Origin of the sequence: Sporosarcina sp. UB5 (assembly GCF_050859005.1) — a bacterium.
GTDB lineage: Bacteria > Bacillota > Bacilli > Bacillales_A > Planococcaceae > Sporosarcina.
This window is the reverse complement of the sequence record NZ_CP125984.1, coordinates 2,303,166-2,318,924: the sequence shown is the minus strand read 5'-3', so window position 1 is coordinate 2,318,924 and position 15,759 is coordinate 2,303,166. Positions and strand designations below refer to the sequence as shown.

Below are 15,759 nucleotides of genomic sequence, written 5' to 3'. Positions count from 1 at the left end.
CATTGGTACTTACATTATTTTTGGTAATCATTTTATTTTTGACCGTTATGCAGGCTGCTATCCCCTTCCTCTTGAAAAAGACGATTGTTTTCGGAGTGACGATTCCTGAAGGGCATACAGATGACATAGCGCTCGCAAACTATAAGAAAACATATTCTGCAATCATCTTCTTCATTGGTATCGCTGGCCTGATAACTTATATGAATTGGGGAGTCGGAAATCAATTATATGAAGAGCGACTTGTCTTCACAGGATTGATAATTCAGTTCGGAGTTCTTTTAATTAGTATGGGGCTTTACTTATACTTCCATATTAAGACGATGAAAAGAAAGCGCGATAATAAATGGGGAGAAAACTTAAAAAGAGTGCGCGTAGCAGATTTGACGAGCCGCTCTACTGATGAAATGTTGCCTTCTCTCATGTTCGCATTGCCGAGCGCGATTACACTCGGTCTAATCGGCTATACAGCGGCCCAATACGGCGCTATGCCGGATCTCATTCCAACCCATTGGGGCCCTGATGGACAACCGGATGCTTTTACACAGAAAAACCCTTTTTCAGTTATCGCGTTACTACTCGTACTTCTCGTCATGCAAGGGATGATGCTCGCGATTAATGCGTCTACGAAAAAGTCCGGGGTGAAGCTAAACGCGGCCAAAAAGAGTACGTCACGTATTCAACAATTATCATTTAGGAAGTACACAAGCTGGCTGCTCTTTTTTACGTCTGTTTCTATGACAGTCCTTTTCAGCTTCCTGCAGCTAACGACTATTCATGGAAATATTGGCGGGCCAATCCTTATGTTGGCGATGCCTTTAGGCTTTCTTTTCATAACATTAATCGTAACCGCAATTTACGCATTCAAAGTCGGCCAAGGGGGTTCCCGTCTTCAACTCGAAATTGACGAGGAACCAATCGAGGGTGTGACAGATTATGATGATGACGCTTATTGGAAAGCAGGCGTATTTTATGTAAATAAAAACGACCCTTCCATCTTTGTTGAAAAGAGGTTCGGGGTCGGGTGGACGTTGAATTTCGGGAATCCAATTGGCTATTTAATTGTCTTCGGTCCATTGCTCGTCATATTGGTAATTACATTTTTCTTAAATTAAAAAACCGGCGCAGGCCGGTTTTTATTATTTGAAGACACTTGTACTGTGCAATGGTTGCAGTCTTGCCTTCGGATCGATATATGCTTTTGCATGGTTTACAGCTGTCGGAGCTTCTCCTAATCCGACGGCAATAAGCTTCACTTTTCCGTCGTAAGTTGTGACATCCCCTGCTGCATAAATACCTTCTATATTCGTTTCCATTCGGGAATTAACGACAATCGAGTTACGATCCATTTCAAGGCCCCACTCTTTAATCGAGCCGAGAGATGAAATATTTCCATAGTTCACGATGACGTGGTCCACGTTCAACGTTTCTTCCGTACCATCTTTTTGGGCGATTACGACTTCTTTAACGTTGCCATCTTCCCCTGCAATTGACTTAATAGAACGGGAAGTGAGTACATTCACTTTCGATGACATCAATTGGTTTACGCTCGTTTCATGTGCAGTAAAACGTTCGCGTCGATGGACGAGAGAGACGTTTGACGCGATGTCTTCAAGCATTAATGCCCAATCTACTGCTGAATCTCCCCCACCGCATACGAGCACATCTTTTCCTTTGAATAAAGAAAGGTCTTTAATTCCATAATGCAATGTCTTACCTTCAAATTCACTTTCTTCAGCCAATCCAATTTTACGTGGCTGGAATGCGCCAATTCCCGCAGTCAACAAAATTGTGCGAGTCAAATGGACACCCTTATCTGTTTGAAGGATGAAATGGTCCCCATCGCGAGTTACGGAAAGTGCAGTTTCCCCTAAATGGATTTCAGGTTTCGAATAATGTGCTTGAGTAACAAGGTTTGCGACGAGATCCTTTGCAAGGATTTTTGGAAAGCCGCCAACGTCATATATGAATTTATCCGGATATAGTTCAATTAACTGCCCTCCGAGTTGTGGCAAGCTATCGATAATTTTAACCGACATTTCCCGCATACCTGCATAGAACGAAGCAAAAAGCCCTGTTGGTCCCCCGCCTACAATTGTAATATCGACAATCTCATTGCTCATCTATAAACACTCCAATGTAATTTAAATTTGGATCGATGTAAGAAAAATCCCTTTTATCCGTATCCCCTACATATCTACTCTACACATTATCTACTATTTTTCAATAAAAAACACATAATTTGACTTAGTGCGCACCGAATTTATTAATTACAAATGCATTTTTCGTATACGCCTACTATTCTAAATTTTAATATAGTATTTTTTTCTCAAGCAAGTATAATAGTATATATGTACTTCAAAGAGGGATTTATTATTGGGGGGACTAATTACATGAATTTATCAGTATCCAAAAAGATTTGGGCGGGATTTTCCGTTCTACTTGCGATTATGCTTGTCATGGGGGGCGCTTCTTTCTTTGCTACGAAGAAGATGAATGACGAGTTTGCAACACTAATCGATGACCGAGCGCATAAAGTAAATTTATCCGATGAACTAATCAGTGCGCAAAAGGAAAGATATATTGCAATTAGCAGTTATGTTCTATTTAAAACGTCTGAGTTTGTTGCACAGCGGGATGAGTCGACAGCGAATGCAACAGGATTAATCAATGAGCTGGATGAAGCATTCCTAAATACGAATGATAGTGGAATCGTCGAGGAAATAAATCAATTACATATGCAATTTAGTGAAATGGTCGATGAAATTAGCTATAGCCTCATGAGGGCGAATGAGACTCAGAATCGAAACCTTCTTAGAGAAGCGAATAACATCAACTTACAGATCATGGAAAAAGCAACCGAATTGAAAGAGAACCAAAAGCTCGAAATGCAAAATTCCCGTAATGAGTTATCGCAAATGACAAACTTCATTCATTTGCTCACCTTCATTTTCATCGGGCTTGCAGTCCTTATTTCATTAATTGTCGGCTACATGATTAGCCGCAGTATTGGGATTCCTGTCCGAAAAATGACGGTAGCAATTGAGAAGATGGCAACGGGTGATTTATCCGTCGAGCGCGTCAACATCCGTAATAAAGACGAGATTGGCACTATGGCGAACGCATTCAACAGAATGACTGCCGATGTGAAAAACCTAATGGAACAGATCCGTTTCTCTTCACAAGAACTGGCAGCACAGGCAGAGCAATTATCGGCAAGTTCAGAGGAAAGTCTCGCATCATCCGAAATGGTCGCCTCTGCTTCCGAGAAAAATATGAGGGATAGCGAAAACCAATCCGATTTAGTAAATGAAACGGTCGATTCGGTTACTCAGTTGACTGTAGATGTTAATCAAATTGCGGACAGCAACTCGACAATGCTCGAAGCGATGAAAACGGTTATTTCACATGTGGAAGCAGGTTCTTCAACGATAGAAAGCTTATCCGGTCAAATGTCAAATACCGACTCGATCATACAAGAGGCAGCCTCAATTATTCAATCGATGGCCAAACAGTCCGAAGAAATTCAGCAAGTCACTTCTTTAATTACAGCTATATCGGAACAAACAAATTTACTCGCATTAAACGCAGCAATTGAAGCGGCTCGCGCAGGCGAGCATGGAAAAGGTTTTGCGGTCGTTGCTGAGGAAGTGCGTAGTCTTGCAGAACAATCCAAAGCCTCGGCAGCGGATATCGGCGAAATGATCCACTCTATTCAAGACGCGACGCAAAAAGCAGTCGATGCTATTAATACCGGAAGTAGCAGCGTAAAGGAAGGATTAACAGCTACGAACCGTTCTCTACTAACATTCAATGATATCGAGCTTTCTGTTGAAGCAGTAAATGAGAATGTGTCGATTGTTACGGAAGCGATTAGGCAAATTCGCTCCATGACTGACACGATTGCTCATTCATCAATGGAAGTGAAAAAGTTAGCAGAATCAACTGCATTTACTGCACAAGAAACAAGTGCGGCAACAGAAGAGCAATTGGCAGTAAACGAAGAGATTTCAACAAGTTCACAAACTCTAGCCGGACTAGCCGAAAATCTACAAAAAGAAGTAAACCGCTTTACGTTTTAAAATGAAAAATCGTTGAAACTGGATGCCCGCTTTGAAGGGAGCCGTTTCAACGATTTTTATTGTAATTCGCTTATTCTTCTTCCAAATGCTCCTCACAAAATGAGGCCAGTTGAGCAATTTCGTTATCGTCAAGATCGAAATCGAGAACTTCATCCGTTGCCCGTTCAAACAGATGGTAGGATGCTACTTTCCCTATTCCTCCATCAACCGAATAAATTACACGTACGCCTGTCCCCTTTTCATTATAGAGCTCATCTTCCTCATCAAATTTTACGTATATGCGAAATTCATATCGATTTCCCGTCAAAATACCTGTCGGGTCAATAAGTTCAATCATGCTATATTCAATAATTTCCACTTAGTCTCATCCTCGCCTATTATTTCTCATTCCTATATTACAGCAAATGACGTGCAATGGTCACGTATTCGCTTCCATTAAAATTTGTAGCGAAACATATTATCTTTCTTTTGCATTTTCGCAATGGTTAGTTAACAATAATGATAGTGAATTATATTCACACTAATAGATTACGGGGGAATGTAAATGTTAACATTTGAAGAATTTGAGTACAAAAGACCCGACATGAACAACATTAAACAAGAATTCAATAGCTTGCTTGAACAATTCCATTCTGCAAGTTCCTTTGAAGAACAAAACAATGTTATTGAAAAGTTAAATGCAATTGGAAGCAATTATTCTACACAGTCCAACTTGATGTACATCCGTTCGTCAATCGACACGAATGATGAGTTTTATCAAAAGGAACGAGATTATTTCGATGAAATCGGCCCCGAATTTCAGGAACTTGGTACAGCCTACTACAAAGAGTTAGTGAAGACACCTTTCCGAAAGGAACTTGAGGAAAAATGGGGTACACAGCTGTTCGCCCTAGCGGACAATGCAATAAAATCCTTTTCACCGGAAGTTCTTCCTCTTCTTCAACAAGAGAACAAACTGACCTCAGAGTATGCCAAGCTTGTTGCTTCCGCTCAAATTGAGTTTGACGGAAAAACATTGACCCTCGCACAACTTGGACCTTATGCAGAGTCGACTGATAGAGGCGTTAGAAAGTCCGCGATGGAAGCCCTCTATTCATTCTATGCAGAAAACGGTGATACTTTTGACCGCATTTATGATGACCTTGTAAAAGTGAGACATGAAATCGCAACGAAATTAGGATTTAAGAACTTTGTTGAACTTGGCTACGCAAGAATGAACCGAATTGGCTACGACGCTGCAATGGTTAAAAACTTCCGTGACCAAGTACGAGACTATATTGTACCGCTTGCGACGAAGTTATACGAGCGCCAAGCAGAACGTATCGGCGTTGATAAATTGAAGTTCTACGACCAATCTCTTAATTTCTTGAGCGGAAATGCGACACCGAAAGGATCGCCTGAGTGGATTATTGAAAACGGGAAAAAGATGTATGCTGAGCTTTCACCTGAAACGGATGAGTTCTTCAAATACATGACAGATAAGCACCTTCTAGACTTAGAAGCGAAGAAAGGGAAAGAAACTGGAGGCTATTGTACGTTCATCGATAATTATGATTCTCCTTTCATCTTTTCGAACTTTAATGGTACATCGGGTGATATAGATGTACTTACACACGAGGCGGGGCATGCTTTCCAAGTGTACTCAAGCCGTAATATCGGCATCCCTGAGTACGTCTGGCCGACACATGAAGGTGCCGAAATCCATTCCATGAGTATGGAGTTCTTCACTTGGCCATGGATGGAACTGTTCTTTGAAGACGATACGGAGAAATACAAATTTGCTCACCTGAGCGACGGACTTCTATTTTTACCGTACGGCGTAGCTGTTGATGAATTCCAACATGCCGTTTATGAAAACCCTGAAATGACACCTGAAGAGCGGAAAGCTGTTTGGAAGCAAATCGAGAAGACATATTTGCCAATGCGCGATTACGATGGCCATCCATATTTGGAAGCGGGATCCATTTGGCAGCGCCAGTCACATATTTATGAAGTTCCGTTTTACTATATCGACTATACGTTAGCACAAATTTGCGCGTTCCAATTTTGGAAGCGTTCGTTTGAGGATCGCGAGGCTGCATGGAAAGATTATTTACATTTATGTAAGCTTGGCGGATCGAAGCCGTTTACAGAATTAGTGGAAGAGGCCAATTTGATTTCGCCGTTCGCGGATGGCTGCGTAGAGTCTGTCATCGGCACAATTGAACAATGGTTAAATTCGGTTGATGATAAATCATTATAATAATTTGAAAGGGCTGCCCAATAGGCAGCCCTTTTACAATCGAATTACATCAATCCTACCGCATTTCCTTTTTCATCTATATCCATTTGAAGAGCAGCCGGTTTCTTCGGCAAACCTGGCATCGTCATAATGTCTCCCGTTAGACAGACAAGGAATCCTGCGCCGAGTTTCGGGATAATTTCACGAATTGTAATCGTAAAGTCTGAAGGTCTTCCTAGCTTCTTAGGGTCATCAGAGAAGGAATATTGCGTTTTTGCCATACAGACCGGCAAGATATCCCAACCATTCTGTTCGATTTGCAATAAATCCTTCTTTGCTTTATCAGTAAGGATAACTCCATTTCCGCCATACGCCTTTTGAACAATTGCTGTAATTTTATCAATAACAGGTTGCTCCACATCGTAGAGAGGCGCAAACTCATTTGGTTCCTCCAACAGTTCAAGCACTTGTTTCGCCAAGTCAAGACCACCTGCACCGCCCTGTCCCCAAACGTCTGTCAATGCCGCACGGACACCTTTCCCTGCGCACCATTTCAAAATAAAATCAAGCTCTGCTACAGAATCTGTAATGAATCGGTTTAATGCGACGACAGGCTGTACACCGAAGGATTGGACGGTTTCCACATGCTTTTCAAGATTAACGATACCATCTTTTACTGCTTGGACATTTTCTTTACCAAGATCCGCTTTCGCTACTCCGCCATGCATTTTTAAAGCACGGACAGTCGTCACAAGTACGACTGCATCCGGAGCGAATCCACCTTTTCGCGCTTTTATATCCATAAATTTCTCAGCGCCGAGGTCGGAACCGAATCCTGCCTCTGTTACAACAATATCAGCCAATCGTCTAGCCGTATTCGTTGCCATTAATGAGTTACATCCATGTGCAATGTTTGCGAACGGCCCACCATGGATTAAAGCAGGCGTTCCTTCAATCGTCTGCACGAGATTCGGTTTGAATGCTTCCTTCAACAATAATGTAAGTGCTCCTTCAACACCGAGGTCCCTTACTGTGACAGCTTCTCTATCGTACGTATATCCGATTACCATTTGTGATAATCGTTCTTTCAAATCGGTCAAGCTCGTCGCCAAACAGAACACTGCCATAATTTCAGAAGCGACCGTAATATCAAAGCCATCTTCTCGCGGCACGCCTTGTCCAGGACCTCCAAGACCGATTGTAATATGGCGCAAAGATCTGTCATTCATATCCATCGCTCGTTTCCAAGTGATTCGGCGTGGATCAATTTGCAATGCATTTCCTTGATGTATATGGTTATCAATCATCGCACTAAGTGCGTTATTCGCAGTCGTAATTGCATGAATATCGCCATTAAAATGCAGGTTGATTTCCTCCATCGGCAACACCTGTGCGTATCCGCCACCCGCGGCTCCGCCTTTCACTCCCATGACAGGACCAAGGGAAGGTTCACGTAAAGCAATCATTGACTTTTCACCTAGTTTGGAAAGTGCATCTGCGAGGCCGACAGTTACTGTCGATTTTCCTTCTCCAGCAGGTGTCGGACTCGTCGCTGTAACGAGTACAACTTTCCCGAAAGATTTCGTTGATGGCAATTTGGATACATCAATTTTTGCTTTGTACCGTCCGTACGGTTCAATGGCTTCTTCAGGAATGCCCGCATTACGTGCGATATTTCCAATCGGTTGCATTTCTGCAGAAGCAGCAATCGCTAAATCCGTTAGTGGTTTTGCTTTTTCAGTCAAAATGGCCACATCCTTCTCTTTGTCATTAATGATAACGTATTCAAAATCACTCTAACGTTATTTTGTGATGAAAATTACAAATGACTCAATCTTTTATGCGCAAAACAAGTTTTCCGAACTGCTCACTATTTTCTAAGTTCCGGAAAGCTTCCAAGCCATCCTCGAGACGATACACTTTATCAATGACTGGTTTTATTCCAAACTCCTCAACATGCTTTAACATCGCCCGAAGCTCTTCCCTGCTGCCCATTGTTGAGCCGAAAAGCTGATATTGCCCGTAGAAGAATTTACGCAAATCCAGCTCAATAACATCTTCAGTCGTTGCTCCGAATACGACAATCCTTCCTCCAAGCTTTAATACGTCCAAAGAACGATTGAATGTCGCTCTTCCGACACTTTCGATGACGAGGTCGATTGTTTCACCCGCAAGCTCCTCTTTCCAGTTGCTGTTCGTGTCTATCGCTAAGTCTGCGCCGAGCTCCAATGCCTTCTTACGCTTTTCTTCCACACGTGAACTGACAATAACTCGAGCTCCGGTGTTTTTGGCAAATTGAATGAGATATGTCGCAACCCCGCTTCCCGCTCCTGGAATAAAGACAGTATCTCCTTTCTTCAATTGACCTTGTGTGAATAGTGCCCTGTAGCCTGTCAATGCAGCTAAAGCAAGCACGGATGCTTCATCCATTGATAGGTTAGTAGGTTTCTTTTCAATCTGCTCGGCAGAAATGACAATTTTCTCAGCGAAAGTACCATGATCAGGCATGCCTAAAATGTCAAACCCTTCTGGTGGTGCAGCACTTTGCGTGAACCAGCGTAACGATGGATTTATAATGACTTCATCACCTATTGACCAGTTGTCCACACCTTCCCCAATTGATTCGATGATCCCGACACCATCTGAACCAAGTATGAGTGGATCTTTTGCATCTCCCCGCCGTTCAGGTATTTTAATATCTCTTCGATTCATACCCGCGGCATGCAGTGCAACGACGACTTCACCAACACTCGCAATCGGCTCTTGCATTTCACCAATTTTCAACTGACCATTTTCATGAATGATAGCTTTCACACAATAACCCCCGTTGAAAATATTCTACGAATTGTATACTATCCTATCATACAACATTAACAGATTGTTTTCACATTGATAATAAAAAAACGCAAAGAAAAAATCTCTTTGCGTTTTCGTATTTTGCTATTTAGTTGAAGATTTCAATGTTACAGCTACTATTTCCGGACGATTGAATACTCGTATCGGAACAATACTATTGCCAAGACCACGGTTCACGATCATCGTAGTCCGATCCATTTCATGGACGCCGGAACTATATTTCGGAAACCATCCTTGCCCTGGGGCGATTAAGCCACCAATGCCAGGAATCCGAATTTGACCGCCATGGGCATGCCCACTGAAGACGAGGTCGATTTGACGGTCCGCGTACACATCGAACTGTTCTGGCCGATGCGACAAAAGGATTTTATACAGCTCATCCGGGGCGTCTTTGAATGTTTTGTCAATAACTTGTTCGACGTATTCCTTCTCGTCAAGATTACTGGACAGCGGATCTTCAATTCCGCCGATTACAAATTTATCACCTTGTGCACTATCAATTGTTAATGATTCATTCGTTAATACATGAACGCCTAAAGCCGTTAGCTCATTTTTAATTCGACTTTGGTCATTCGTAGAAATTTCATGATTGCCGGTCACGTAATAGAAAGGTGCAACACCGTGTAACTGCTTGACGATTTCTAAACTTTGCTCCAAATCGTATCTGTTCCGATCAATGAAATCCCCCGTAATGAAAATGACGTCCGGTGACAATAACTTCACTTTACTCACTAAATCTGAGTTGTTATCGCCAAAATTCGAATCATGGATATCCGAAAGTTGGACAATTCGATAATTATTAAAGCTTTTCGGAAGACCGGAAGCTTCGATTTCAATGAAGGTTACCCCGATCGTAGTGTTATCTTTATAAAGATAAATTCCAACTAGTAATACTATAATAATGAATAATATGATGCCGTTGTGCCTCTTTCGTTTTCGTACAGACATTCAGCTTACAGCCAACGTTTCTTAATTTTTGCGAGCTCTAATAATTCGAGTACATCCTTTTTCGGTAAATCCGTCAAAATGGAAAGTAGTTCTCGCTCCGCAAGCCTTCTTCCTCTGCCGCTTCGGTAACGCTCCTTATTCTCTGCATCAATGGAGTTATAAAGTTCAACCAACTTCTCATCCGACTCAGCCGCTTCTTTTGTGATGACTAAGTTTTCACGTAGTCGTTCATATAGCATTTCTACATTCGATGAACTGCTCGCAGTAAATGCGCGTGACGTTTTTGGGTCTCCCAATATCAATTCATCAGTTGAGACATTAAATCTCTCGGATATTTTTGCAATCCATGCTGCGGAAGGGGCATTCTTACCTTTCTCCCAATCTTTAATTCTACTAGCCGATGTGCCGATTGCTGCGCCGAACGCCATCATTGATAGGCCCCTTTGCTCTCTTAAGGCCTTTAATCTAATACCAAAGTCTTCTTTACTCCAATCGTTCACGGTGATGCCTCCTCCTATTTACTTAACTCTATATTATTTTTCATAGTTCCTTCTGTCAATCAAAATTTATTTTTCTATCAAATCATTAATAACCAGTTTGCTGTCGCTTATAATTTTCTTCATTTTTTTCCACGTACGCCTGCATTATTTCAATATAGGAAATCCCTATTTTCTTCGCTATTGCAGCATAGTGAATCCAAACATTCTTATAACTTTCCATATCTGATTTCGCGATAAATTCCTGAATAGCAGTAACTGTTTTCAGAAATACTTCAGTCAAATCGCCCATAACTTCGCCTACTGGCCATTCCTTCAACGAATCCAACTCTTTTTCAATTCCTAACGAAAGAATAAAATGGATGGAGTCTACGTATTCTTCTAAAATAACTTCTTTCTCCGACGGTCCCTTTGAACTCCAAAACTTAAAACACCTTGTTTCATTTGCTAATTCTGCTAGTTCAACAAGAAGAGCCAAACCTTTTTCTTTAAAAACATCTTCGGTAATCGATTGATTTTTTTGGATGTATGTATCCAGTTCTCGTTGCATTTTGAATAAAGTTGTTAGTTCCATAAAAAAACCTCCATAATCGTATGTATCTTGAAACCAAACTGATTCCTATCCGTATAAGTAGAAGACTATATTTATTTTTTTGTAGGGGGATGCTGTTATGGGATTACTAATCCGCTTTGTCATCATTGCATTCATCGTCTATTTGTTTTATCGTGGTATCCGTTATTTACTGGATCCAAAACGGAAATTGGACGAGGCGTACGAACAAGAGCAATATTATTTCTATGATGATGTGAAAAATGTAAGAAAGAATTTCTTTATTACATATAAAGGCGCCCTTTTTGAAGGTGAAAAATATTTAGGGACGACAGAAGACTCCTTTGATGTCGTATCCATTTTCGTATGGGTGAAAGATGAGACAAAGCTTCAAGGGTTCACGAAGGACGATTTTTATTTCCTGTCTTCTGAAATCCAATCCAATTATCCAAATGCTGAAATTAGTTGGAAAAACCCAATTGAGACATTAATGAAAGCCCGTTAATATAGCGGGCTTTTCTTTTTTATACACTGTTCATATCGAATGGATTAACGCCGAGTAGATAAATGATAATTCCTATGTAGATTAACGCAAGGAACAGAAAGCCAACCCGAAATTGTGTATGGCGTGTTTTATGGCTGAATGCCATCATGCCCAAATAGGAACCAATTCCTCCGCCGACAATAGCAAATAGCCATAATGTTTTCTCCGGCACTCTGCGCCCTCGTTTTTTCGATTGCTTTTTGTCATAACCCATCATTATGAAAGACCAAATGGATATAAATATGATCCATGTGATAATTAGTACATTCATATCGTCAACTCCCTGTCTCTATTCTACACTTTATTGAATGAACTTAGGAAGAAGAACTATATAAAACACATAAGTTTTCTTACTGTTTTTCTACAAAAACAATAAGCCCCGCTACCGGTTATCGGCGCGGGGCTATATTATGATCAGTCACTTATTTTGCGACTGATTTTTTTGCTGTTTCTGCAAGTTGTGCAAATGCTTGTGCATCTGTTACTGCAAGGTCAGCAAGCATTTTGCGGTTCACTTCGATGCCAGCCACTTTAAGACCGTGCATCAATGTGCTGTATGAAAGACCATTCATACGTGCTGCCGCGTTGATACGTGTAATCCATAGTTTACGGAAATCACGTTTTTTCTGACGGCGGTCACGGTATGCATAGTTAAATGATTTCATGACCTGTTGGTTTGCTACTTTGTAAAGTCTATGTTTTGATCCAAAATAGCCTTTAGCTAATTTCAATACTCGATTACGGCGCTTGCGCGTCACTGTTCCACCTTTTACGCGTGGCATAGTTCATTACCTCCTGCTATTCCTAAAGAATGTTGTAATAGTGGTTCAAAAAGAGGATATGGAACTTGGGCTGACGGTTGTCGCCACGCCTTCGTACATCGTTCTCTTTGAACGGAATTTTAAAAAATGATTATTTCATGTAAGTGATCATTTCACGGATACGTTTGTAGTCGCCTGAAGAAACAAGTGCAGCTTTACGCAAGTGGCGTTTCGCTTTTGTAGACTTGTTAGCAAAAAGGTGACTTGTATATGCACGGCCGCGTTTCACTTTACCAGTTGCTGTTTTCTTGAAACGTTTTGCGGATCCGCGGTGAGTTTTCATTTTTGGCATGATCTGTTCCTCCTAAATCGTTCGTGTTACTTTTTTTCGGCAGTCGGGGCAAGTATTAGGAACATGCTCCGGCCTTCCATTTTCGGTTTCACTTCAACCGTTGAGAATTCTTTGCATTCTTCTGCAAAGCGGTCCAATACACGTTGTCCAATTTCCTTGTGCGTAATTGCACGACCACGGAAACGGATAGACGCCTTTACTTTGTCACCTGCTTGCAAGAATTTAATGCCGTTGCGAAGCTTCGTTTGAAAATCATGCTCGTCAATTGTCGGGCTTAAACGCACTTCTTTGACGTTAATGACTTTCTGGTTTCTTCTCACTTCACGTTCTTTCTTCTGTTGCTCAAACTTGAATTTACCGTAGTCCATAACACGGGCTACTGGTGGCTTTGCTGTCGGAGCGACGAGGACAAGATCCAAATTCGCACGTGCTGCAATATCAAGTGCTTCATTGCGTGATTTGATTCCAAGCTGATCGCCGTTATGGTCAATGAGACGAAGCTCGCGGGCACGGATGCCCTCATTTACGTACATGTCTTTGCTAATAGTAATCCACCTCCGAATGTTGTCTCGCGAATACACGGTTTGGGTATACCGTCTTCTATTCGGACGGTCCCTAGTCCATTCGATAAAAAGAGCCGGACAATAAAAAAGGTAGACAAATATAAATTTGTCTACCCGCTTATGTGTACGTGCAAATAAATGCACGGCACGTTCACTGATGTGCTGACCTGTCAACAACGTTATGCGTCGATCAGGTGAGAAGCGGGTAGCTCCTTCTTATACCACAAACTGTATTCATTAACCTTAATAAGTCTATCATCTTGAAGTTTCATTGTCAATAGATAAATTTGTAACGGTTGATTTCCGCTTCAATCAACGGTGATTCCTTTTAATCAACACACAATTATTCTGCATCCATAATAATTAATTATCGTGTGATACGTCGGCTTTTATCAACTTTATGAAATCGTCGAATGGCATGCTTTCGGATTTTTGTTCGCCGTATTTTCGTACGTTCACTTCGCCGGATTCGACTTCTTTATCGCCGAGGACGAGCATGTAAGGGACTTTTTGGACTTGTGCTTCACGGATTTTATAACCGATTTTTTCGTCACGGCTATCAAGATCTACACGGAATCCTTCTGCGACAAGTTTTTCCCTCACTTCATTTGCATAGTCGAAATGGGCTTCTGGTGAAACTGGGATCACTTCAACTTGAACTGGAGCAAGCCATGTTGGGAATGCGCCCTTGTATTCTTCGATTAGGAATGCGACGAATCTTTCCATTGTGGAAACGACGCCTCGGTGGATAACGACAGGACGGTGATGCTTGCCGTCTTCTCCAACGTATGTGAGGTCGAAACGCTCAGGAAGGAGGAAGTCAAGCTGGACAGTTGAAAGTGTCTCTTCCATGCCAATTGCCGTTTTCACTTGTACGTCAAGTTTTGGACCATAGAACGCAGCTTCGCCGTCTGCTTCTACGTAAGGAAGGCCCATTTCATCCATTGTCTCTTTCAGCATGCTTTGTGCGCGTTCCCACATTTCGTCATCGTCAAAGTATTTTTCAGTATCTTCCGGATCGCGATACGATAAACGGAACGAATAATCTTCAATATTAAAGTCTTTGTACACATCAATGACAAGTTGAACGACCCGTTTGAATTCGTCCTTAATTTGATCTGGGCGGACGAAGATATGGGCGTCATTCAACGTCATCCCGCGGACCCGTTGCAGACCTGATAGCGCACCTGACATTTCATAGCGATGCATTGTGCCGAGCTCTGCAATACGGATTGGCAAGTTTCGATAAGAGTGGATGCCATTTTTATAAATCATCATATGGTGTGGACAGTTCATTGGACGGAGAACGAGATCTTCATTGTCCATGCTCATCATAGGGAACATGCCGTCCTGGTAGTGCCCCCAGTGACCTGATGTTTTGTAAAGTTCAACGCTCCCGAGTACCGGCGTATATACGTGCTCGTAGCCAAGTTTTACTTCTTTATCGACGATATAGCGTTCGATAATGCGACGGATCGTAGCACCCTTCGGCAACCAAAGCGGTAGGCCTTGGCCGACTTTTTGGGAGTTCGTGAATAAATTCAATTCCTTCCCGATTTTACGGTGATCACGTTCTTTTGCTTCCTCTAGCATCCGTAGGTGCTCCTGGAGCTCATCCTTTTTAAAGAATGCAGTACCGTAAATTCGCTGAAGCATTTTATTTTTTGAGTCGCCGCGCCAATATGCACCTGCGATGCTCAACAATTTAAATTCTTTCAGTTTGCCTGTTGAAGGGACGTGAACGCCTCGGCAAAGGTCGAAAAACTCGCCTTGTTCGTAAATGGACACTTGCTCGCCTTCCGGAATGGCTTCTAATAGTTCAAGTTTGTATGGATCTTCAATTTCTTTAAATCGCTTTTCGGCTTCTTCACGGGATACATCAATTCGTGTAATTGGAAGATTTTCGCCGATGATCCGTTTCATTTCTTTTTCAAGTTCTGGAAGGTCTTCAGCTGTGATTGGTGTCGGCGAATCGATATCATAGTAGAATCCGTTGTCAATGACCGGGCCAATTCCTAGTTTGGCGTCCGGGAATTTCCGTTTGACGGCTTGTGCAAGAAGATGGGCCGTACTATGACGAAGGATTTCGAGTGCTTCATTTGATTGTGGTGTAATGATTGCAATCTCGCCGTCTTCTTGAATTGGTGTTTTCAAGTCGATAAGCTCGTCGCCGATTTTACCAGCAAGTGCGCTTTTTCGTAGCCCTGGGCTAATGGATCCTGCTACTTCTTCTGTTGTCGTGCCTTTCGGAAACTCTTTTATCGCTCCATCTGGAAATTTTAATTGAATGTTTTCTGCCATTTTTAACACTCCTCACTATTTTTTTGAACAAAAAAAGCCCCATCCCTAAAAAAGGGACGAAGCTGTTGCTCGTGGTTCCACCCTTCT

Annotated in this window: 16 protein-coding genes and 1 other annotated feature; of the genes, 4 read left to right on the top strand and 12 right to left on the bottom strand. The window is 41.9% G+C overall.

Annotated features, from left to right (window positions below):
* Positions 1-2 precede the first annotated feature (2 nt).
* Complete coding sequence (locus QM454_RS11700) at positions 3-1,112, top strand: DUF1648 domain-containing protein (protein WP_432358222.1); 1,110 nt, start codon at positions 3-5, stop codon at positions 1,110-1,112.
* Positions 1,113-1,136: 24 nt separating this feature from the next.
* Here QM454_RS11700 and QM454_RS11695 read toward each other — a convergent pair whose 3' ends face one another.
* A complete protein-coding gene (locus QM454_RS11695; RefSeq protein WP_432358220.1) occupies positions 1,137-2,120 on the bottom strand; it encodes an NAD(P)/FAD-dependent oxidoreductase in 984 nt (327 codons plus the stop codon).
* A 270-nt stretch (positions 2,121-2,390) separates the two neighbouring features.
* Between QM454_RS11695 and QM454_RS11690 the strand changes: the two genes are divergently transcribed.
* Positions 2,391-4,079 (top strand): methyl-accepting chemotaxis protein, encoded by a 1,689-nt coding sequence (locus QM454_RS11690; protein WP_432358217.1) that lies wholly within the window; start codon positions 2,391-2,393, stop codon positions 4,077-4,079.
* 70 nt (positions 4,080-4,149) lie between these two features.
* Here QM454_RS11690 and QM454_RS11685 read toward each other — a convergent pair whose 3' ends face one another.
* Positions 4,150-4,437: a DUF6509 family protein gene (locus QM454_RS11685; protein ID WP_432358215.1), complete on the bottom strand. Its 288-nt coding sequence runs from the start codon at positions 4,435-4,437 to the stop codon at positions 4,150-4,152.
* 186 nt (positions 4,438-4,623) lie between these two features.
* Between QM454_RS11685 and QM454_RS11680 the strand changes: the two genes are divergently transcribed.
* Positions 4,624-6,321: a M3 family oligoendopeptidase gene (locus QM454_RS11680; RefSeq protein WP_432358214.1), complete on the top strand. Its 1,698-nt coding sequence runs from the start codon at positions 4,624-4,626 to the stop codon at positions 6,319-6,321.
* Positions 6,322-6,365: 44 nt separating this feature from the next.
* On the opposite strand, the gene QM454_RS11675 is transcribed toward QM454_RS11680, so the two are convergent.
* The 5 genes from QM454_RS11675 to QM454_RS11655 form a co-directional block, all read right to left on the bottom strand.
* Positions 6,366-8,045, bottom strand: coding sequence for a formate--tetrahydrofolate ligase (locus QM454_RS11675; RefSeq protein ID WP_432358212.1), 1,680 nt, complete (start codon positions 8,043-8,045; stop codon positions 6,366-6,368).
* A gap of 85 nt (positions 8,046-8,130) precedes the next feature.
* Entirely contained in the window at positions 8,131-9,114 is a 984-nt protein-coding gene (locus QM454_RS11670) for a zinc-binding dehydrogenase (protein ID WP_432358209.1), read from the bottom strand.
* Positions 9,115-9,240: 126 nt separating this feature from the next.
* A complete protein-coding gene (locus tag QM454_RS11665; RefSeq protein ID WP_432358206.1) occupies positions 9,241-10,104 on the bottom strand; it encodes a metallophosphoesterase in 864 nt (287 codons plus the stop codon).
* 5 nt (positions 10,105-10,109) lie between these two features.
* Positions 10,110-10,604, bottom strand: coding sequence for a helix-turn-helix domain-containing protein (locus QM454_RS11660; RefSeq protein ID WP_432358203.1), 495 nt, complete (start codon positions 10,602-10,604; stop codon positions 10,110-10,112).
* A gap of 85 nt (positions 10,605-10,689) precedes the next feature.
* Entirely contained in the window at positions 10,690-11,175 is a 486-nt protein-coding gene (locus QM454_RS11655) for a dUTP diphosphatase (RefSeq protein ID WP_432358200.1), read from the bottom strand.
* Positions 11,176-11,272: 97 nt separating this feature from the next.
* On the opposite strand from QM454_RS11655, the gene QM454_RS11650 reads away from it, so the two are divergent.
* The gene (locus tag QM454_RS11650) at positions 11,273-11,656 is read left to right on the top strand and encodes a sigma-w pathway protein ysdB (RefSeq protein ID WP_432358197.1); all 384 of its coding nucleotides are present in this window, start codon (positions 11,273-11,275) and stop codon (positions 11,654-11,656) included.
* 19 nt (positions 11,657-11,675) lie between these two features.
* On the opposite strand, the gene QM454_RS11645 is transcribed toward QM454_RS11650, so the two are convergent.
* From QM454_RS11645 to thrS, 5 genes are all read right to left on the bottom strand, one after another.
* On the bottom strand, positions 11,676-11,966 hold the full coding sequence (locus QM454_RS11645) for a DUF1294 domain-containing protein (RefSeq protein WP_432358194.1): 291 nt from the start codon (positions 11,964-11,966) through the stop codon (positions 11,676-11,678).
* Between the two features lie 151 nt (positions 11,967-12,117).
* Complete coding sequence (gene rplT, locus QM454_RS11640; RefSeq protein ID WP_060209871.1) at positions 12,118-12,477, bottom strand: 50S ribosomal protein L20; 360 nt, start codon at positions 12,475-12,477, stop codon at positions 12,118-12,120.
* A 130-nt stretch (positions 12,478-12,607) separates the two neighbouring features.
* Positions 12,608-12,808 carry a 50S ribosomal protein L35 gene (gene rpmI, locus QM454_RS11635; RefSeq protein WP_252502652.1) on the bottom strand — a complete coding sequence of 67 codons (201 nt, stop codon included), beginning with the start codon at positions 12,806-12,808 and terminating at the stop codon, positions 12,608-12,610.
* A 26-nt stretch (positions 12,809-12,834) separates the two neighbouring features.
* A complete protein-coding gene (gene infC / locus QM454_RS11630; RefSeq protein ID WP_432358189.1) occupies positions 12,835-13,341 on the bottom strand; it encodes a translation initiation factor IF-3 in 507 nt (168 codons plus the stop codon).
* A 106-nt stretch (positions 13,342-13,447) separates the two neighbouring features.
* Positions 13,448-13,595, bottom strand: a sequence feature (ribosomal protein L20 leader region).
* A gap of 139 nt (positions 13,596-13,734) precedes the next feature.
* Entirely contained in the window at positions 13,735-15,672 is a 1,938-nt protein-coding gene (thrS, locus tag QM454_RS11625; RefSeq protein WP_432358186.1) for a threonine--tRNA ligase, read from the bottom strand.
* Positions 15,673-15,759 lie beyond the last annotated feature (87 nt).

Excerpts from the sequence above, each read along its gene's own strand:
- rpmI (WP_252502652.1), bottom strand. The coding sequence starts at position 12,808 with ATGCCAAAAATGAAAACTCACCGCGGATCCGCAAAACGTTTCAAGAAA.
- QM454_RS11680 (WP_432358214.1), top strand. The coding sequence starts at position 4,624 with ATGTTAACATTTGAAGAATTTGAGTACAAAAGACCCGACATGAACAAC.
- QM454_RS11655 (WP_432358200.1), bottom strand. The coding sequence starts at position 11,175 with ATGGAACTAACAACTTTATTCAAAATGCAACGAGAACTGGATACATAC.
- QM454_RS11695 (WP_432358220.1), bottom strand. The coding sequence starts at position 2,120 with ATGAGCAATGAGATTGTCGATATTACAATTGTAGGCGGGGGACCAACA.
- thrS (WP_432358186.1), bottom strand. The coding sequence starts at position 15,672 with ATGGCAGAAAACATTCAATTAAAATTTCCAGATGGAGCGATAAAAGAG.
- QM454_RS11650 (WP_432358197.1), top strand. The coding sequence starts at position 11,273 with ATGGGATTACTAATCCGCTTTGTCATCATTGCATTCATCGTCTATTTG.
- QM454_RS11690 (WP_432358217.1), top strand. The coding sequence starts at position 2,391 with ATGAATTTATCAGTATCCAAAAAGATTTGGGCGGGATTTTCCGTTCTA.
- QM454_RS11645 (WP_432358194.1), bottom strand. The coding sequence starts at position 11,966 with ATGAATGTACTAATTATCACATGGATCATATTTATATCCATTTGGTCT.
- QM454_RS11665 (WP_432358206.1), bottom strand. The coding sequence starts at position 10,104 with ATGTCTGTACGAAAACGAAAGAGGCACAACGGCATCATATTATTCATT.
- infC (WP_432358189.1), bottom strand. The coding sequence starts at position 13,341 with ATGTACGTAAATGAGGGCATCCGTGCCCGCGAGCTTCGTCTCATTGAC.
- rplT (WP_060209871.1), bottom strand. The coding sequence starts at position 12,477 with ATGCCACGCGTAAAAGGTGGAACAGTGACGCGCAAGCGCCGTAATCGA.